18 protein-coding genes are annotated in these 17,372 nt (G+C 71.7%); 6 read left to right on the top strand and 12 right to left on the bottom strand.

Going from position 1 to position 17,372, the window contains the following annotated elements; all coding sequences use genetic code 11:
- Nucleotides 1–9: 9 nt before the first annotated feature.
- The 4 genes from AC067A_RS31565 to clpS form a co-directional block, all read right to left on the bottom strand.
- Complete coding sequence (locus AC067A_RS31565) at nt 10–435, bottom strand: M67 family metallopeptidase (RefSeq protein WP_479246245.1); 426 nt, start codon at nt 433–435, stop codon at nt 10–12.
- 76 nt (nt 436–511) lie between these two features.
- Entirely contained in the window at nt 512–1,948 is a 1,437-nt protein-coding gene (locus AC067A_RS31560; RefSeq protein WP_479246243.1) for an amino acid permease, read from the bottom strand.
- A 318-nt stretch (nt 1,949–2,266) separates the two neighbouring features.
- The gene (locus AC067A_RS31555; RefSeq protein ID WP_479246241.1) at nt 2,267–2,851 is read right to left on the bottom strand and encodes a DUF2017 domain-containing protein; all 585 of its coding nucleotides are present in this window, start codon (nt 2,849–2,851) and stop codon (nt 2,267–2,269) included.
- Nucleotides 2,851–3,156: an ATP-dependent Clp protease adapter ClpS gene (gene clpS / locus AC067A_RS31550; protein ID WP_479246240.1), complete on the bottom strand. Its 306-nt coding sequence runs from the start codon at nt 3,154–3,156 to the stop codon at nt 2,851–2,853. The genes AC067A_RS31555 and clpS overlap by 1 nt, the downstream gene beginning before the upstream one ends.
- A gap of 150 nt (nt 3,157–3,306) precedes the next feature.
- On the opposite strand from clpS, the gene AC067A_RS31545 reads away from it, so the two are divergent.
- Nucleotides 3,307–4,635 carry a nicotinate phosphoribosyltransferase gene (locus tag AC067A_RS31545; RefSeq protein WP_479246239.1) on the top strand — a complete coding sequence of 443 codons (1,329 nt, stop codon included), beginning with the start codon at nt 3,307–3,309 and terminating at the stop codon, nt 4,633–4,635.
- Between the two features lie 202 nt (nt 4,636–4,837).
- Nucleotides 4,838–5,437 carry a nicotinamidase gene (locus AC067A_RS31540; protein WP_479246238.1) on the top strand — a complete coding sequence of 200 codons (600 nt, stop codon included), beginning with the start codon at nt 4,838–4,840 and terminating at the stop codon, nt 5,435–5,437.
- A 21-nt stretch (nt 5,438–5,458) separates the two neighbouring features.
- Here the strand turns inward: AC067A_RS31540 and AC067A_RS31535 are convergent, their stop codons facing one another.
- From AC067A_RS31535 to AC067A_RS31525, 3 genes are all read right to left on the bottom strand, one after another.
- Nucleotides 5,459–5,902 carry a DUF2267 domain-containing protein gene (locus AC067A_RS31535; RefSeq protein ID WP_479246236.1) on the bottom strand — a complete coding sequence of 148 codons (444 nt, stop codon included), beginning with the start codon at nt 5,900–5,902 and terminating at the stop codon, nt 5,459–5,461.
- A 77-nt stretch (nt 5,903–5,979) separates the two neighbouring features.
- Nucleotides 5,980–6,375 (bottom strand): DUF2267 domain-containing protein, encoded by a 396-nt coding sequence (locus tag AC067A_RS31530; protein WP_479246235.1) that lies wholly within the window; start codon nt 6,373–6,375, stop codon nt 5,980–5,982.
- Between the two features lie 96 nt (nt 6,376–6,471).
- A complete protein-coding gene (locus AC067A_RS31525) occupies nt 6,472–6,903 on the bottom strand; it encodes an Hsp20/alpha crystallin family protein (protein WP_479246234.1) in 432 nt (143 codons plus the stop codon).
- A 128-nt stretch (nt 6,904–7,031) separates the two neighbouring features.
- Between AC067A_RS31525 and AC067A_RS31520 the strand changes: the two genes are divergently transcribed.
- Nucleotides 7,032–7,673 carry a type III effector protein gene (locus AC067A_RS31520; protein ID WP_479246232.1) on the top strand — a complete coding sequence of 214 codons (642 nt, stop codon included), beginning with the start codon at nt 7,032–7,034 and terminating at the stop codon, nt 7,671–7,673.
- Nucleotides 7,674–7,750: 77 nt separating this feature from the next.
- Here the strand turns inward: AC067A_RS31520 and AC067A_RS31515 are convergent, their stop codons facing one another.
- On the bottom strand, nt 7,751–8,062 hold the full coding sequence (locus AC067A_RS31515; RefSeq protein ID WP_033208243.1) for a hypothetical protein: 312 nt from the start codon (nt 8,060–8,062) through the stop codon (nt 7,751–7,753).
- Between the two features lie 122 nt (nt 8,063–8,184).
- Nucleotides 8,185–10,593: an immune inhibitor A domain-containing protein gene (locus AC067A_RS31510; protein ID WP_479246230.1), complete on the bottom strand. Its 2,409-nt coding sequence runs from the start codon at nt 10,591–10,593 to the stop codon at nt 8,185–8,187.
- 330 nt (nt 10,594–10,923) lie between these two features.
- Here AC067A_RS31510 and AC067A_RS31505 point away from each other — a divergent pair, with 330 nt between their 5' ends.
- Nucleotides 10,924–11,202: a hypothetical protein gene (locus AC067A_RS31505; RefSeq protein ID WP_479246228.1), complete on the top strand. Its 279-nt coding sequence runs from the start codon at nt 10,924–10,926 to the stop codon at nt 11,200–11,202.
- 13 nt (nt 11,203–11,215) lie between these two features.
- Here AC067A_RS31505 and AC067A_RS31500 read toward each other — a convergent pair whose 3' ends face one another.
- Together AC067A_RS31500 and AC067A_RS31495 are read right to left on the bottom strand one after the other, a co-directional pair.
- Complete coding sequence (locus AC067A_RS31500) at nt 11,216–11,983, bottom strand: RDD family protein (protein ID WP_479246226.1); 768 nt, start codon at nt 11,981–11,983, stop codon at nt 11,216–11,218.
- 74 nt (nt 11,984–12,057) lie between these two features.
- Nucleotides 12,058–13,605, bottom strand: coding sequence for an RDD family protein (locus AC067A_RS31495; RefSeq protein WP_479246224.1), 1,548 nt, complete (start codon nt 13,603–13,605; stop codon nt 12,058–12,060).
- A 309-nt stretch (nt 13,606–13,914) separates the two neighbouring features.
- Here AC067A_RS31495 and AC067A_RS31490 point away from each other — a divergent pair, with 309 nt between their 5' ends.
- Nucleotides 13,915–14,406, top strand: a complete 492-nt coding sequence (locus AC067A_RS31490; protein WP_479246223.1) for an SsgA family sporulation/cell division regulator — start codon at nt 13,915–13,917, stop codon at nt 14,404–14,406.
- A 26-nt stretch (nt 14,407–14,432) separates the two neighbouring features.
- Here AC067A_RS31490 and AC067A_RS31485 read toward each other — a convergent pair whose 3' ends face one another.
- The gene (locus tag AC067A_RS31485) at nt 14,433–15,800 is read right to left on the bottom strand and encodes an FAD-binding oxidoreductase (RefSeq protein ID WP_479246222.1); all 1,368 of its coding nucleotides are present in this window, start codon (nt 15,798–15,800) and stop codon (nt 14,433–14,435) included.
- A 99-nt stretch (nt 15,801–15,899) separates the two neighbouring features.
- Here AC067A_RS31485 and AC067A_RS31480 point away from each other — a divergent pair, with 99 nt between their 5' ends.
- Nucleotides 15,900–17,282: a tetratricopeptide repeat protein gene (locus tag AC067A_RS31480; RefSeq protein WP_479246220.1), complete on the top strand. Its 1,383-nt coding sequence runs from the start codon at nt 15,900–15,902 to the stop codon at nt 17,280–17,282.
- The last annotated feature ends 90 nt before the right edge of the window (nt 17,283–17,372 follow it).

The raw sequence follows: 17,372 nt of genomic DNA, 5'->3' as shown, positions 1-17,372 counted from the left end.
CGGCGGGTCCTACGCGTAGGCCTCGACGATCCGGACCTCTTCCTCGGTCACGACGCCTTCGACGATGGTGAAGGAGCGGAACTGGAAGGGGCCGGCGTCGTCGGTGTCGGCGGTGGAGACGAGGACGTAGTGGGCCTGGGGCTCGTTGGCGTACGAGATGTCCGTGCGGGACGGGTAGGCCTCGGTGGCGGTGTGCGAGTGGTAGACGATGACGGGTTCCTCGTCACGGTCGTCCATGTCTCGGTAGAGCTTGAGCAGGTCCGCGGAGTCGAACTCGTAGAAGGTGGGCGAGCGGGCGGCGTTCAGCATCGGGATGAACCGCTCGGGGCGGCCGCTGCCGGCCGGGCCCGCGACCACGCCGCAGGCCTCGTCGGGGTGGTCCGCGCGGGAGTGTTCCACGATCTGGTCGTACAGGGCCCGGGTGATGGTCAGCATGCCGACAGGATAAACAGACGGGCCGCCCCGTACCGAGGAGTGGTACGGGGCGGCCCGGATGCTGGACGGAAGGCCGTCAGGAGCGCTTGGCGAAGGCCGCGCCCTCGGGGTTGCGGGCCTTGAGCACCAGGTAGGAGACGCCGAGGATCAGGCCCCACACCGGCGCGCCGTACAGCGCGACCCGGTTGCCGGCGTCCATGGCCATGGTCACGATGACCATGGCGATGAAGGCGAGCGAGAAGACGCTGAACCAGATGCCGCCGGGCGCCTTGAACGGCGACTGCGGCAGCTCGCCCCGGTCGGCCTTGAGGCGGTAGCGGATCTGGCAGACCAGGATGACGATCCAGGCCCACATGCCGGAGATGGTGGCGAAGGAGACGACGTAGTTGAACGCCTCGCCGGGCCACTGGTAGTTGATCCAGACGCCGACCGTCATCAGCGCGGCCGAGAAGGTGGTGCCGACGAGCGGGGTGCCGGACCTGGTCAGCTTGGTGAAGACCTTCGGGCCCTGGCCGTTGAGCGCGAGGTCGCGCAGCATGCGGCCGGTGGAGTACATGCCCGAGTTGCAGGACGACAGGGCGGCCGTGAGGACGACGAAGTTGACGATCGCGGCGCCGACGCCGAGGCCCATCTTCTCGAAGGCCGCGACGAACGGGCTGACGCCCGGCTGGAACTCGGTCCACGGGACGACGGACAGGATCATGATCAGCGCGCCGACGTAGAAGACGGCGATGCGCCACGGCACGGTGTTGATCGCCTTCGGCAGGACCGTCTTCGGGTCCTTGGACTCGCCCGCGGTGACGCCGACGAGCTCGACGGCGAGGAAGGCGAACATGACCATCTGGAGGGTCATCAGGGTCGAGCCGATGCCGTCCTTGCCGGCGAAGAAGCCGCCGAGGTCCCACAGGTGGGTGACGGAGGCGGTGTCGCCGGCGTCGGAGAAGCCGAGGGTGAGGATGCCGGCGCAGATCAGGATCATGCCGACGATCGCGGTGACCTTGACCATGGAGAACCAGAACTCGAGCTCACCGAAGAGCTTCACGGAGATCAGGTTGGCGCCGTAGAGGATCACGGTGAAGACGAGGGCGGAGAGCCACTGCGGGATGTCCCACCAGTACGTCATGTAGGTCGCGGCGGCGGTGACCTCGGTGATGCCGGTGACGACCCAGAAGAGCCAGTACGTCCAGCCGGTCGCGAAGCCCGCGAAGGGGCCGATGAACTCCCGGGCGTACTCCGAGAAGGAGCCCGACACCGGGCGGTACATGAGGAGCTCGCCGAGCGCCCGCATGATGAAGAAGATGACGAGGCCCGCGATGGCGTACGCCAGGATGAGGCTCGGTCCCGCGATGGAGATGCCCTTGCCGGCGCCGAGGAACAGGCCGGTGCCGATGGCGCCGCCGATCGCGATCATCTGGATCTGGCGGGCCCCGAGTGCCCGGTGGTAACCCTCGCCCGAGGCGGAGTCCTCGGCCTCATTGCCGTCGTGCTGCTTGTCGACCTGCACTGAGGTCATGGTGGTGCGCCTTTCTCCATGCTGATCCGCGCGACTGCGAGTGCGTCTGCCGCGGATCAGATCCTGATCCCCCCGGATGTGGATGGAGTGCCACCGGCGGTCAGCCGGTCCAAGCGCCCTCGGGAACAGGGGTGGCGTCCCCGAGCGGTCGTGAAGATTTATCACGGGCTGGGGGGTGATCGAGGGAGTTGGGCGTGACGTGCGCCACATATAAATACGTACAAACAGGACTCAAGATGGCGCAGCGGACGCTCTGATAACGCATTCGTTATCCGGATTTGAGCGTCCGCTGAGCGAACACGCGTCGGGAGGGACCCGCTACGGCATCAGGGTCGCGACGAGGGACTCCTGGAGCGCCCCCAGCCAGAGGTACGCCATCACCATCGGCTTGCGCGGGTCGGAGTCCGGCAGCCGGTACAGCCGCTCGCTCTCCTCGTCGTCCGTGACGTCCAGGCGCGTGCCGATGGTCAGCCGGAGGTCGTTGAGCGCGCCGAGCCAGGCCCGGGACTCGTCCGGGGTCAGCTTCAGGACCGCCCCGCCCTCGTCCGCCACCTCGGCGGAGAGCCCGTCCAGCGCGCGGACCACCACGAGGGCGTCGTCGCGCTTGCGGGCCCGCAGGTCGTGCTCGGTGAAGCGGCGGAAGTCGGACGCGGCCGCCCGCAGCTCCTCGCTGTCGTCGCCGTACGCGTCGGGGAAGAGGCGGCGGAGGGCGGGGTCGGACGGCGGCTCGCTCGGCCCCTCGGCGAAGAGGGCGGCCAGCGGGTCGGCGTCCTCCGCCGGCTCGTCGCCCGGCCCGATCAGCTCCATGAGCTGGACGGCGAGGGAGCGCAGGATGGAGATCTCGACGTCGTCGAGGGCGACGGCCGCGCCGCCGCCGGGCAGCGCCTCGAAGTGGCCGGCCATCAGAAGCGGTCCTGGGTGAGGGTCGCCCAGAGGCCGTAGCCGTGCATCGCCTGCACGTCGCGCTCCATCTCCTCGCGGGTGCCGCTGGAGACCACCGCGCGGCCCTTGTGGTGCACGTCGAGCATCAGTTTGTGCGCCTTGTCCTTGGAGTAGTTGAAGTACGACTGGAAGACGTACTCCACGTAGCTCATCAGGTTGACCGGATCGTTGTGCACGAGGGTCACCCACGGCACGTCGGGTTCGGCGACCGCGGAGACCTCCTCGGCCGATTCCGTACGTTCGATCTCAATAGGCGCGACGCTCACTCACCCCATGTTGTCACCCCGGGGGGCCCGTCGCGCAAACGGGGCGCGCCCGGGGCACGCGTACGGCCCGCGTACGGCACGTCACGGATGCGGCACATCCGCGACGATAGAAATCGTCACTCTGACGATTTCTGCGCTAGCATCGCTGGCATGAACGCTGCGGACCTTGGGCTGCCGGTGGACGTGCCGTCGACCGCGCTCTTCACCGATCAGTACGAGCTGACCATGCTCCAGGCGGCCCTGCGGGCCGGCACCGCCGACCGGCGCTCCGTCTTCGAGGTCTTCACCCGGCGGCTGCCCGAAGGGCGGCGCTACGGAGTCCTCGCGGGTGTCGGACGGGTCCTGGACGCCGTCGAGAACTTCCGCTTCGACCCCGCCGTCCTGGGCTTCCTGCGCGAGCACGGAATCGTCGACGAGCCGACCCTGGAGTGGCTGGCCCGCTACCGCTTCTCCGGCGACATCTGGGGATACCCCGAGGGCGAGGTGTACTTCCCCGGCTCACCCGTGCTGCGCGTCGAGGGCTCCTTCGCCGAGTGCGTGCTCCTGGAGACCGTGATCCTCTCGATCCTCAACCACGACTCGGCCATCGCCGCGGCCGCCTCCCGCATGTCGGCCGCGGCCGGCGGGCGGCGCCTGATCGAGATGGGCGCCCGGCGCACCCACGAGCTGGCGGCCGTCGCCGCCTCCCGCGCCGCGTACGTCGGCGGCTTCGACTCCACCTCCGACCTCGCGGCCGGCTTCCGCTACGGCATCCCGACCGTCGGCACCTCCGCGCACGCCTTCACCCTGCTCCACGACAGCGAGCGGGACGCCTTCCGGGCCCAGGTCGAGACCCTGGGGCGCGGTACGACCCTGCTCGTCGACACCTACGACGTGACCGAGGCCGTCCGGACCGCCGTCGAGATCGCCGGGCCCGAGCTGGGAGCCGTCCGGATCGACTCCGGCGACCTGCTGCTCGTCGCCCACCGGGTGCGGGCGCAGCTCGACGAGCTGGGCGCCCGGGACACCCGGATCGTGGTCACCTCGGACCTCGACGAGTACGCCATCGCCTCGCTCGCGGCGGCCCCGGTCGACGCGTACGGGGTGGGGACGCAGCTGGTGACCGGCAGCGGCCACCCGACCTGCTCCATGGTCTACAAGCTGGTGGCGCGGGCCTCCTCCGCCGACCTCAAGGCGCCGCTGGTGCCGGTCGCGAAGAAGTCCCTGGGCGGCAAGGCGTCCGTCGGCGGCCGCAAGTGGGCGGCCCGGCGGCCGGACGCGTACGGGGTCGCCGAGGCGGAGGTCGTGGGCACCGGCCCGGTCCCGCCGGAGCTCGCCGACCACCAGCTCCTGGTCGAGCTGGTCAAGGGCGGCGACGTGGTGGCCCGGGAACCGCTGGAGGCCGCCAGGTCGCGGCACATCGCGGCCCGCGGCGCGCTGCCGATGTCGGCGATCCAGCTCTCCCGGGGCGAGCCGGTCCTGCCGACCGAGTACCTGTAGCGGCTCCGGGTACCGCCGGCCGCGTACCCGTGAACCCCTGCGGGTGCCGCCGACCGGCACTCGTCACCCCCTCCGGGTGCTCCCGCGGGAGCACCCGGAGGAGTCCTCGGGGACGCCCTCTCCCGCCGGGAGGGGGAAGTCTCTAGGCTCGAACCCGTCCCCCGAGGCCCCACCCCCATCCGACGCGCTAAGGACACCCGCCATGCACCGCGCATTGATCGTTGTGGACGTTCAGAACGACTTCTGCGAGGGCGGCAGCCTCGCGGTGACCGGCGGCGCGGACGTCGCCGCCGCCATCACCGACCTGATCGGCCAGACGGCGGGCACCTCCTACCGGCACGTGGTCGCCACCCGTGACCACCACGTCGACCCGGGCGCGCACTTCGCCCCGGCCGGCGAGGCCCCGGACTACGTGTCGTCCTGGCCGGTGCACTGCGTCGCCGGCACGGAGGGCGTCGGCTTCCACCCGAACTTCGCGCCCGCCGTCGCCAGCGGGGCGATCGACGCCGTCTTCGACAAGGGCGCGTACTCCGCCGCGTACAGCGGTTTCGAGGGGTTCGACGAGAACGGCATGACGCTCGCGCAGTGGCTGCGCGAGCGTGAGGTCACCGAGGTCGACGTCGTAGGGATCGCCACCGACCACTGCGTGCGGGCGACGGCCCTGGACGCCGCGCGCGAGGGCTTCCGCACCGTGGTGCTGCTCGACCTCACGGCGGGAGTGGCCGAGGAGACCACCGACCGCGCCCTGGAGGAGCTCCGGACGGCGGGCGTGCGGCTCACCGGCCGGCCGGTCGTCGCCTGAGCCCCTCCGGCGGTACGGGCCCTAGGCGGCCGACACGAGTTCGGCGCGGCCGAACAGCAGGGCGTAGCCGGTGGGGAGCCGGTTCAGGATGCGGGTGACGAGGTCGGGACCGGCGTGGGTGGCGACGGCGGCGAAGACGGATCCCGTGTCCCAGCGGGTGGCGGCCAGGGAGGCGCCGGTGCGGGACGCGAGGTCCTTGACGAAGGCCCAGCCGGTCAGGGGCTCGATGTCGGGGACCTGCGCGGTGAGGGCACGGGCGGCCTCCAGGGGCAGACAGGCGGCGAGATCGACACGCTCGTCGCCGGTCAGCTGGCGCCCCAGCCCCCCGAGGACCATGCGGACGGCCTCGTCGGCCCGCTCGCGGGTGGGGTAGGCGCCTTCGTAACGGACCTTCTCCAGCATCTGCTCGTACGCCGTCCCGTACGACTGCCGGTGCTCATGCGATACGCGCGCGTCGGTGATCACTGCGGTGCATGCCTTTCGTGGAGCAGGGAGTGGTGGGGATGGGGTGGTGCCGGAGCGTACGGCACCACCCGTCTCGGTCAGATGGGCTGGGGGCGACCGAAGAGGAGGTCGTAGCCGACGGGCAGCTGGAGCAGGATCTGCCCCAGCAGGTCATCGCCCACGACGTCGGCGACGGTGGACAGCACGGCGCTGACGTCCCATGCCGCGGTCCGCTCGGTGGCGCCCTCGATCCAGGCGGCGGTCGCCCGGACGAACCGCTCGGGGGAGAGTGGTTCGACGCTCTGCAGCGGGTTGAGCAGGATCAGGGCGAAGCCCTCCGGCAGGCACGCCGCGAGATGGGCGCGGACGTCGCCGACCAGGTGCGCGCCGAGCAGGGCGAGCACGACACGGGCCGCGCGCTCGGCTTCCTCGGTGGTGTCGTAGGCGCCGCGTTCCCTCACGTCGTCGAGGAACGCCGCGCGTCGCGGACTCATCTCTGCCGCCCCCTTCTCCTCTTCGGACTGTCCACGGGGTGCGGAGGACGGGCGAGGGGGATCGGGTGCCCGTCCTCCGCGCGTGTCCGGCCGGTGTCAGCCGGAGATCTCCTTGCGGTCGGAACCGGCGCCGATGGAGATCTTGCGGGGCTTGGCGCGCTCGGCGATCGGGATGCGAAGGGTGAGCACGCCCGCCTCGTAGTCGGCCTTGATGCGCTCGGTGTCGAGGGTGTCGGCGAGCACGATCTGGCGGGAGAAGGCTCCCAGCGGCCGCTCGGACAGCTCCATCTGCACGTCGCCGGTCTTCGCCGTCGGCCGGCGCTCGGCCTTGACGGTGAGCATGTTCCGCTCGACGTCGATGTCGATCGCGTCGGCGCTGACACCGGGAAGGTCGAAGGCCACGACGTAGTCGTCGCCCTCGCGGTAGGCGTCCATCGGCATCACCGACGGGCGGGACCAGGTGCCCGGGCCCATCATCTGCTGTGCCAGCCGGTCCAGCTCACGGAAGGGGTCAGTGCGCATCAACATCGTGAAAACACCTCCAGCAGGTTCAGGCAGTAACTGCCAATGCGCCTCACTGACACCGTTGTAACATGTCATCCAATGGATGACAAACACGATGTCGTCGAGATGATGACAACCCGAGGGAGGTGCCCGTGACCGCAGCCGAACCGCCGCCGTCGACCGGCGCGCACCCGTACGGCCCGACGTCGTTCCTCGCCGCCGCGGCGGCCCTCACGGCCATAGGCGACGTCCTGCGCGACGCCCAGCGGGACCCCCCGGACGCTCCCGGGGGCGACGGCCCCGGCGCGGAGCAGGCCCTGGCCTCCCTGACGCTGCTGCGGCACGTGCGTGAGCAGCTCGCGGGATGGGAGACGGGCCTGATCGAAACCGCCCGCGACGCGGGCGCCAGCTGGGCGGACCTCGCCCACCCCCTCGGCGTCGCCAGCCGCCAGGCGGCCGAGCGGCGCTATCTGCGCGGCCGCCCCGGCCCCGCCGGGAGCACCGGCGAGCAGCGCGTGACGGCCACCCGCCAGGCGCGGGCCGCCGAGCGCACCACGGCCACCTGGGCCCGCGGCAACGCCGCCGACCTGCGCCGCCTCGCCGGCCAGATCACCGCCCTCGCCGACCTCGCCCCGGCCGCCCGCCGTCCGCTCGGCGAGCTCCACGCGGCTCTCGCCCACGACGACGCGGCCGACCTCATCGCCCCCCTGACCGCCGCCCGACCCCACCTGGCCGCCGCCCACCCGGACCTCGCGGCCAGGATCGACGCCCTCACGCCTCCCGGAGAGGCGTGAGGGGGCTCGGGGCCGACGACGACGCGGCGAGCGTGCGTGCCAGGTCCCGCGAGCCCGGCACGATCGGCAAGACACCCCTACGCGGCGGGCTCTCTCGGGAGGGAGCGGACGGGGTGCCAGAGTTCCTGGGCGGTGCCCGGGGTGGATTTCCAGAGGAGGCCGTCGGGGTGGTGGAGGACGGCGGTGATCTCGTCCGGGGTGGGCGGCTCGGAGTTGCCGCGGAGGTAGACCGCCCGGAGACCGAGGTTCCGCAGCCTGGTCAGGGCGCGGGCACGGTTCGCGGCGTGCACCAGGAAGCGGACCGTGGCCCCGTCGCGGGCAGGGCTGGGGAGCCCTATCGCGACGACCACGCTGCCGCCCGGCAGCTTGCAGAACCCTCCGTTGGGCATGCGTAACCACTCCCCCGTGGATGAGATGTCAATAAGAAAAGCGTCAGAGGCACCTAAACACGATCGGCCGCCGCCCGCTAGAGGGCGACGGCCGATCATGCTTTGACCTGCGGTTTTACGAATTACTTGGTCGAGGGACCGACCTGAACCGTGATCGTCTGGCCATCCTTCGGCTCCTTGACGACCTGGATCTTCGTGTTGGTGTCAGTTACCTGGACACCGGCACGCGGGGTCTCGGCGAACCAGTAGACACCCTTGCGGTCGTCGAAGGTCGGGTTGCCGGCCTGGGACGGGACCCAGGTCGAGACGCCGGCCTTGTGGAGCGCGAAGCCGTCCGTGCGGGACAGGCTGAACGGCGCGTCGTACGACTGCACGCGGTTGCGCATCAGCGTGCCGTCGGACCACTTCAGCGGGCTCGGGTGCGCGTCGATCGGGAGGACCAGACCGGCGCCCGGGTGCTGGGAGGTGTTGTTGTCCTTCTGGGACAGGTCCCACTTCCAGATCAGCAGGCCGTTCTGGTACGCGTAGTGCTCGACCCAGCTCGCCTTGTCACCCGTGAAACCGAAGTTGTACGGGCCGACCTTGAGGGTCGCGTCGTACGAGACGTACTGGCGGTTCTCCGCGATGTAGTACTGCTCGTACTCCTTGGTGAAGCCCTTCGCGATGCGCGAGAAGCCCTTCGACACCCAGCCGTTGTCACCGTTCTCGGCGTTGTCCGAGAAGACGGTGGCACCGTCGGCGGTCAGCGTGATGGCGTCGGCGGTGAAGCCCTTGCCGCCCGCGCCGCCGTCCGTCTGGTAGCGGAAGCGGAGGTCGAACTTCTTGCCCGCGTAGGCGCCCAGGTTGTAGACGAGCTTCTTGTGCCCGCCGGAGACGTCGGTCAGCGCCGGGGCGCCGGAGGCGTCCTTCGGGAGGGCCACGCCGTCGGCGGTGCCGTCCAGGGCGGTCCAGTTGGCGCCGCCGTCGGTCGACACCTCGGTGTAGAGGTAGTCGTAGTCGAGCTCGATGTCGTACCAGCCCTGGAGCTCCAGGGAGGCGGACGTCTTGCCCGTGAGGTCGACGGAGCGGGTCAGGGTGTTCTTGAGGTCGTCACCCATGTTGCTCCACCACTGCGTGGCACCCTCGGCGGGCGCGACGACGTCGGTGGTGACCTGCTTCTTCGGCAGCTCGACCAGGAGCGCCTGCGGGTTCTTGGTGTTGTACTCCGAGACGCCCAGCTTGTGGGTGGTCTTGGTGGAGCGCTGCCAGTCGTTGACCTTGGCGTAGTTCAGCCAGCCGAGCTGCAGCTTGTCCCAGGCGGTCATGTCGCCGGGCAGGTCGCCGATGGCGTCCTTGCCCTGGCCGAGCCAGGAACCGGAGGACATGAGGGTCCAGAACCCGGTGGAGTTCTCGCCGCCCGCGGTGTCGTAGTGGTCCGGCAGACCGAGGTCGTGGCCGTACTCGTGCGCGAAGACGCCGAGGCCGCCGTTCTCCGGCTGCATCGTGTAGTCGCCGACCCAGATGCCGGTGTCACCGATCGGGGTGCCGCCGGCCTTGTTGTTCGTGGGGCCGGTCTTGCCCGCGTTGGTGCCGTAGGCGTACCAGCGGTGGGCCCACAGGGCGTTCGTGCCCTCGGCGCCGCCGCCGGCCGACTCGTCCTCGCCCGCGTGCACGAGCTGGAAGTGGTCGATGTAGCCGTCGGCCTCGTTGAAGTTGCCGTCGCCGTCGAAGTCGTAACGGTCCCACTGGTCGTACGTCGCCAGCTGGGCCTTGATCTGGGCGTCGGTCTGGCCCTTGGCCTTCTGGTCGGCGACCCAGGCGTTGAGGCCGTCGCGGACGGTGTCCCAGACGTTGGCGCAGTTGGTCTGACCGCAGTAGTTCGAGCCGTAACGGGCCTCGTTGTACGGGACCTTGACCCAGTCGGAGACCGTGCCGTCGACCGAGTAGCGGCCGGACGAGGTCTTCTCGTAGTAGGTCTTCAGCGACTGCTTGGGCTGTCCCTTGGCGTCCTTGCCGGTGCCGAAGTACAGGTCCTGGAAGTGCTGCTGGTTGTAGTCCGCCTGCCAGGCCGTGGAGTTGTCGTTCGCACGGTCCGGCTTGGCTATCGCGTTGTGCAGCGGGCCGGGCGTGCCGCCGTACTTCGGCTTCAGGTCCGGCGTGTCGTCGTCCTTGCGGTCGACCAGGGTGGTGTTGTCCACCTGGTCGCCGAACTCGACGAGGATGGTGAAGATCTTGTCGGTCTTCTCGCGGCCCAGCTCGACGTACTTCTTGCTGCCGAGCTTGACGACCTGAGAGCCGCCGCGCTTCTCGACCTTGGCCTCGCCGTTGAGCACCTGCTCCAGAGCGGCCTTGCGCTGCTGGGCCTGCTGCTCGCTGAACGGACCCGCGAGGTCGTGGTCGACCGTCGTCTTGTCGACGGTCTGGATGCCGGCCGGCTCCACGCTGACGTGGTTGTCGGCCCAGGCGGTGGTGAAGGTCGAGGCGGTGGCGGCGGTGGCCGCGAGCGCCACGACGACTGCGGACGCTCTGATCGCCCGTCGTCTGTTGGTCACTTGATGTGTTCCTCCCCGGCGCCCGCCGCCCTCGGACCGAATGGTGGGGTGTCCGTCCGGCGGGGTCGCGCGTCACAAGTGACGACATTCGACCGGAGTGAGACAAGAAAAGACAGATCTTGACTTGCACATACCAAGTGCACTATGTGGGAGCCGGATTCCGGTATCCGGACGCCCGGCAGGCGCATCACGGCCGAGAATTGGGCAAGTCGTGACCCCGTGCGCCCCCCGTGCAACCACACCGTGGGTAAGGTCACGCTTACTTCCGACCCCGTCCGGGCATCCACCGTCATAGAGTCGAGCCGATGTCCCGAGAGGGCGGTACCCGTCATGCAGCGTCCGAACGCCGCGCAGCTCGCCTGCGGTTCGGCCACCGTCGTCTTCGCGACCGTCGCCCTGCTGCTGCTCTCCCGGGTGACGACGACCCTCGGCATCGCGGTGGTCTGCGCCTCCGGACTCCTGCTCGGCATCCTCGTGGCGGTGACGATGCCCGCACGGACGAGGCCCGTCAAGAGCTCCGCCGATGTTCCGCCGGCCCCCGGGAACGAACCGATCCGGGTACCGGCCGCACGCGTGGGCGCGGGGGCCGATACCCGGATCGGTTCGTGACGGTTCGTCCGTTCTACCGCAGGACCGAGACCACCACCGTCTTCGCCGCCTTGTCGTGCAGACCCTGCTTGTACGGCTTGTCGACCAGGATCAGGATCAGCAGGAGCAGCGGCCACAGGCAGGCGCAGCAGACCAGCGCGGGCACCCAGAGCACGACGGCCCGCAGCAGCGACTGGCTCATCGGGGGCGTCGAGCCGTCGTTGAGCATCGCGACCCGCAGCTTCATCAGCTTCTTGCCGAGGGTCTGGCCGTTCCTGGCCGCCATCACCGTGTCGTACGCCACGTACGCGACGATCGTGATGAGCTGGAAGACCAGCTGACTCCCGCCGTTGAAGCTGTTGACCGTGTCGCCGAAGTCGTTGCCGTCGCGGGTGGCCCGCTCGTAGACGTCGAACGGGATGCCGATGATCGCGAGCGGGATCGCGACGATCAGCCAGTCGACGAGCCGCGCGACGATGCGGCGCCCGGAGTCGGCGAGCGGCGGCATCCCGGCGAGCGGGTCCGTCCCGCCGTAACCGCCGCCGTAGCCGCTCCCGTACGGGGGCGGGGGCGGGGGCATGTTGTCGTACGGGGAGCCGTACGGGCTCCCCGGCGGCGGCCCTCCCGGTGGGGGGCCTCCCGGAGGGGGGCCTCCCGGAGGGGGGCCTCCCGGAGGGGGCCCGTCCGGCGGGGGCCCACCGGGGGGCGGCTGGCCGGCTGACGGGGGCGGAGGCTCCTGCGGCCTCTTGAGGAACGGATCCTCGTCGGGCGGCTGGCCGGGCGGCGGCTGATCGGTGCTCATGGGGGCAGTGCATCCCGGGGGCGACGACCCCGCAAAAGATCGTCGCCCGTTCGGGGGACGGCCCGGCGCGGGCGTTACCGGGCCACGAAGGTGCGGGCCGCCTTGTCGTGCCAGCACTGGCGCCACGGGCGGTCGAAGAGGCACCACAGGACGTTGAGGACGCCGATCACGAGGAGTCCGAGAACGCTGTAGACGAGCCAGCGGACGAGGGCCTTCCCGAACGTCGGCGGCTGGTGCGCCTCGATGTCCCGCACCTCGAGGCCGCACAGCTTCTTGCCCAGGGTCCGGCCCCACTTGGCCGTCGGCAGCGCCTCGTACAGGACGCCGATCACGAACAGCGCGGCCAGCGCGATGCCGAACTGGACGGAGGTCGTCGAGTCCAGCAGCCAGACCTGGACGGTGACGCCGGACTGCCGGGCCGCCTCGATCTTGCCGTCGATGTGGTCGAGCGCGGCGGTCACGAACGGGAAGGCGGCGCCGCCGACGAGCGCGCCGAGGACCACGGTGTCGATCAGCCGCGCCAGCAGCCGCCTGCCGAGCCCCGCGGGCCGGGCCGCCGCCTGCTCACGGGCCGCCTGCTGGAAGACGTCCTCGACCGGCGGCTTCCAGGGGACGACCGGCTGCTGCTCCTGCGGCGGGGAAGGCTGCTGCGCCCAGGAGGGCCCCGCGGACGCGGGGTTGGGCACGGGGGCGGGGGCCGGCGCCTGGTGGGTCGCGGGGGCCGCGGCCGCCGGGGAGGGCTGGGGAGCCGGCTGGGGCCGCGGGTCGCGCCGCGGTTCCGGCGCCGGCGAGGGGGTGGGGATCGGCGTGACCGGCATCCCGCCGAGGCGGGCGGCGCCGCCGGTCGCCCAGGGGTCGGGCGCCCCGGCGGGCGCGGCGTCCGGCGCCTCGGGCTCGCTCCCGCCCGCGACCGGCCACTCGGCCGGGGTCCGTGGGTCGGCGGTCCGGGGCGCGCCCCAGGAGACCTTCCGGTCGAGGTCGCCGCCGAAGCCGGTCTGGCGGGAGCTGTCCGCCTGCCAGGCCGAGGCGGGCTCCGGAGCGGCCGGCTCCTCGTCGAAGAAGACGGGGCCGGTCTCCTCCACCCCGGGCACCGGCGCCGGAGCGGCGGCCCGGGGCTGCGGCCGCGCGGCGGACGGCGCGTGCTGGGCCGGCACGGAAGCGGCGGGCGGCACGGGGGCCTCGGCCCGTACGGGGTCGGGCGCCGTCACGGGGGTCGGCGTCGCGGGGTTCGGTGTCGCCGGGTTCGGTGTCGCCGGGTTCGGCGGCGTCACCGGGTGCGGTGTCACGGGGGCCTGGGTCCGTACGGGCTCCGCCGGTCGTACGGGCTCCGCCTGTCGTACGGGCTCCGCCTGTCGTACCGGCTCCGGAGTCCCGGCGGGCCGGCCGGCCTCGGGTGCGGAGACGGGGACGGGTGCCGGCGCCGGGCCGGAGGCCAGGAGGGGGCCGGCCGGGATGGCCGAGGCGGGCGGGTGGGGCGGGATCTCGCCCCCCTGGGGCGCGGGCCGGCTCGTGCCGGGCACCCAGGCGCCGCCGTTCCAGTACCGGATGTATCCGGGAATGGACGGGTCCGGGTAGTACCCCGCCTGCGGTACCTCTTCGCCGCCTCCAGGAGGAGTAGCCACTGCCCCGACTCCGTTCAGTCACAACGCCTTTGATCCGCACGGCCGCGCGCCGGGCGTGCCGCGCCCAAGGAGGACAGTAACGAAGAACGTCCCCGAGGGAACAAAGAGCCCGCGAGAAAGGCCGCCTTCGAGGGACTCGTAACGGAATCGATCACTCCCGGTGATGTTCGGGCCGTTGCATCCTGCCCGGCGCGCTCCCCGGAAAAACTTCCCGGAAAAAACTTCCCGAAGTCGCGTAATGAACGGCGGGCACCCCGCTCTCTCCCCGTGAGGGCCCGCCCGGGGCCGTACGAGAGAGGGAGCACGACCATGCAGAACACCGACAACACCACCGTCGAGCGCGAGCTGGAGCTGAAGCTGGTGCTCTCCCCCGAGCGCTCCATCCCCGTGCCCGCCCGGCTCGCCTACCGCACCGACGACCCGTACGCCGTCCACATCACCTTCCACGTCGGCTCGGACCACCCGGTCAACTGGACCTTCGCCCGCGAACTGCTCGTGGAGGGCGTCTTCCGGGCCTGCGGCCACGGCGACGTCCGCATCTGGCCGACGAAGGTCGACGGCCACAGCGTCGTCCTGATGGCGCTCTCCTCGCCCGACGGCGACGCCCTGCTCGAAGCCCCCGCCGCGCAGGTGTCGGCCTGGCTGGAGCGCACCCTGCGGGCCGTCCCGCCGGGCACCGAGTCCGAGCGGCTCGGCATGGACGACGGGCTGGCCGAACTCCTGGCGACCACCGTGCTCGCCGACGACCTGTGGCTGCGCGACCCGTGGCCGTCGGACGAGTCGCAGGACGGCGAGCTGTGACCCCCGTACAGCGCCCCGAACGGGCCTCAGAACAGCTTTCCGGGGTTGAGCAACCCCAGCGGGTCGAAGGTCGCCTTGATGCCGCGCTGGAGCTCGAGACCGACCGGCCCCAGCTCCCGTGCCAGCCACTCCTTCTTGAGGACGCCCACGCCGTGCTCGCCGGTGATCGTGCCGCCGAGGGCGAGCCCGAGCGCCATGATCTCGTCGAAGGACTCCCGCGCCCGCCGGGACTCGTCCTCGTCGGTGTGGTCGAAGCACACGACGGGATGGGTGTTGCCGTCGCCCGCGTGCGCGCAGACGCCGATCGTCAGACCGTACTTCTCCGCGACGGCGGCCGTGCCGTCGAGCATCTCGGCCAGCCGCGTCCGCGGCACGCACACGTCGTCGATCATCGTCGCGGACTTGATCGTCTCCAGGGCCGTGAGCGACAGCCGGCGCGCCTGGAGGAGGAGCTCGGACTCGGCGGTGTCCGCGGCCGGTACGACCTCCGTGGCGCCCGCCGCCGCGCACAGTTCCCCGACGGCGGCCAGATCGGCGGCCGGGTCCGGGGTGTCGAAGGCACACAGGAGCAGTGCCTCGGTGGTGTCGGGCAGCCCCATGCGCGCCAGCTTGTTGACGGCCTGGACGGTGGTGCGGTCCATGAGTTCGAGCAGCGACGGGGTGTGGCCGCGCTCCATGATCGCGCAGACGGCCGCGCAGGCGGCGGCCGCGGACGGGAACTCGGCGGCGAGCGCGAGCTGGGCGGGCGGCTGCGGCTTGAGCGCCAGGACGGCCCGCACGACGATGCCGAGGCTGCCCTCGGATCCCACGAAGAGCCTGGTCAGGTCATACCCGGCGACGCCCTTCGCGGTGCGGCGGCCGGTGGACAGAAGCCGGCCGTCGGCGAGGACGACGTCGAGGCCGAGGACGTACTCGGCCGTCACCCCGTACTTGACGCAGCACAGGCCGCCGGAGGCGGTGCCGATGTTCCCGCCGATGGTGCACGTCTCCCAGCTTGAGGGGTCCGGCGGGTAGTACAGGCCGTGCTCGGCGACGGCCCGGGACAGCACGGCGTTGACCACGCCCGGTTCGACGACGGCGATCCGGTCGACCGGGTTGATCTCCAGGACGCGGTCCATCCTCACCAGGGAGAGCACGATGCAGCCGTCGGAGGCGTTGGCGCCGCCGGACAGGCCGGTACGGGCGCCCTGGGGCACGACGGGGACGCGGAGTTCGGTCGCGGTCCGCATCACGTGCTGGACCTGCTCGACCGTCCGCGGGAGCACGACGACGGCGGGGACCCCGGCCGCGCAGAAACTCGCCATGTCGCGGGCGTACGAGGCCGTCACGTCCGGATCGGTGAGCAGCGCCTCGGCGGGGAGACCGGCGCGCAGCCGCGTCAGGAGATCGTCCATGCGTCCCAGCCTGGCACCCGGGGCCATCGGTGTGAACCCGCCGGGGCGGGCGCTTCGTGTGCTCTTCGTACAGGCCGGTGCGGGCGCACAGTGAGCGCCATGAAACCCCAGAACGTGTCGCGGACGGTGCTCGGGGCCGGGGTGGCCGCCGTGCTGGCGGCGACGGCGCTGCTGTACCTCCCCGAACTCACCGGCCAGGGCCCGCCGTCCCCGCCGAGTCCGGCGGAGCGGGCGACGATCGCGGCCCACGCGGGCGCGCAGGCCGCCCTGCCGGACCTGGCCGCGCTGATCGCCGACCGCGAGATGTGGCTGCGCGCCCACCCCGACGACGACGCGTCCTGGGCGGAGCTCGGCGCCGCGTACACCGAGCGGGGGACCCGCGTCGGCGACGCACGCGACTACCCCCGGGCCGAACGGGCGCTGCGCCGCTCCCTCACGGAACGGCCCGCCGCGCGCGGCAACCTGGACGCGCAGCTGGGACTCGGGGCGCTCGCGGGAGCCCGCGGCGACTGGAAGACCGCCAAGGAGTGGGGCGAGCGGGTCCGCAAGGCGGACCCGCGGCGCTGGCCCGCGTACCCGGTGCTGATCGACGCCTACAACGGCCTCGGGGACTACAAGGCGGCGCGCAAGGCCGTGGAGACCCTGGAAGGGCTCCACGCGGGCGCGTCCGTGCGGACCCGGGCCGCGCAGTCGTACCGCGACCGGGGCTGGCGGGAGGACGCCGACGCCGCGGCCCTCGACGCGGTGGCCCTCGCCGAGACCGACGCGGAGAAGACGGCGTCGCTGGCCCGGCTCGGCGACCTCGCGTGGGAGCGGGGCGATGCGGACGAGGCGCTGGCGCACTACGGGGCCGCCCTGCGGCTCGTACGGGACCACGGTCCCTCCCTCGCGGGCCGGGCACGGGCGCTCGCGGCCAAGGGCCGCACGGACGAGGCCCTGCGCGACTGGCGGGCCGCCCTCGCCCGACTGCCGCGCCCCGAGTACCTCCTGGAGGCCGGCGAGTTGTACGAGTCCCTCGGCCGCGACGCCGACGCGCGGGCCCTGTACGCGGAGCTGCGGACCGGCACCTGGACGGGCGCCGAGGTGACCCTCGGCCTCCTCGACGCGGACCACGGCGACCCGGCGGCCGCGGCCGTGCGCATGCGGGCCGAATGGGCCCGCGGCCACCGCTCCGTCCACGTCGCCGACGCGCTCGGCTGGACGCTGCACCGGTCAGGGGCAACTGGGGAAGCCCTCGGCTACGCGAAGCTGGCCACCGAGGAAGGGCTGCGCAGCGCGCTCTTCACCTACCACCGCGCCGAGATCGAACGCGCCCTCGACCGGACGGGGCCCGCGCGGCGGCACCTCTCCGAGGCCCTCCGCATCAACCCGCGCTTCTCGCCCCTCCACGCGCCCCGGGCCTCCGCCGCCCTCGCGGCCCTCGGTCCCCTCCCCGACACCCTCCCCCCCGAACTCCGCCTCCCCGCCCCCGCGAAGCCCTAGGTGTATTGATCACGAGCGTTGTTGACACTGGTCTGGTCTTGAACATGGCGAAGACCTCCGGTGTGGTGGGAGCTGTCTAGGAACTCACCA

This window comes from Streptomyces sp. NPDC043176 (assembly GCF_056436715.1).
Note: the sequence above shows the minus strand (reverse complement) of the source record. Positions and strands in the feature narration are given on the sequence as shown.

Excerpts from the sequence above, each read along its gene's own strand:
- AC067A_RS31500 (WP_479246226.1), bottom strand. The coding sequence starts at position 11,983 with ATGAGCACCGATCAGCCGCCGCCCGGCCAGCCGCCCGACGAGGATCCG.
- AC067A_RS31505 (WP_479246228.1), top strand. The coding sequence starts at position 10,924 with ATGCAGCGTCCGAACGCCGCGCAGCTCGCCTGCGGTTCGGCCACCGTC.
- AC067A_RS31545 (WP_479246239.1), top strand. The coding sequence starts at position 3,307 with ATGAACGCTGCGGACCTTGGGCTGCCGGTGGACGTGCCGTCGACCGCG.
- AC067A_RS31540 (WP_479246238.1), top strand. The coding sequence starts at position 4,838 with ATGCACCGCGCATTGATCGTTGTGGACGTTCAGAACGACTTCTGCGAG.
- AC067A_RS31530 (WP_479246235.1), bottom strand. The coding sequence starts at position 6,375 with ATGAGTCCGCGACGCGCGGCGTTCCTCGACGACGTGAGGGAACGCGGC.
- AC067A_RS31555 (WP_479246241.1), bottom strand. The coding sequence starts at position 2,851 with ATGGCCGGCCACTTCGAGGCGCTGCCCGGCGGCGGCGCGGCCGTCGCC.
- AC067A_RS31480 (WP_479246220.1), top strand. The coding sequence starts at position 15,900 with ATGAAACCCCAGAACGTGTCGCGGACGGTGCTCGGGGCCGGGGTGGCC.
- AC067A_RS31515 (WP_033208243.1), bottom strand. The coding sequence starts at position 8,062 with ATGCCCAACGGAGGGTTCTGCAAGCTGCCGGGCGGCAGCGTGGTCGTC.
- AC067A_RS31485 (WP_479246222.1), bottom strand. The coding sequence starts at position 15,800 with ATGGACGATCTCCTGACGCGGCTGCGCGCCGGTCTCCCCGCCGAGGCG.
- AC067A_RS31525 (WP_479246234.1), bottom strand. The coding sequence starts at position 6,903 with ATGTTGATGCGCACTGACCCCTTCCGTGAGCTGGACCGGCTGGCACAG.
- AC067A_RS31565 (WP_479246245.1), bottom strand. The coding sequence starts at position 435 with ATGCTGACCATCACCCGGGCCCTGTACGACCAGATCGTGGAACACTCC.
- AC067A_RS31560 (WP_479246243.1), bottom strand. The coding sequence starts at position 1,948 with ATGACCTCAGTGCAGGTCGACAAGCAGCACGACGGCAATGAGGCCGAG.
- AC067A_RS31490 (WP_479246223.1), top strand. The coding sequence starts at position 13,915 with ATGCAGAACACCGACAACACCACCGTCGAGCGCGAGCTGGAGCTGAAG.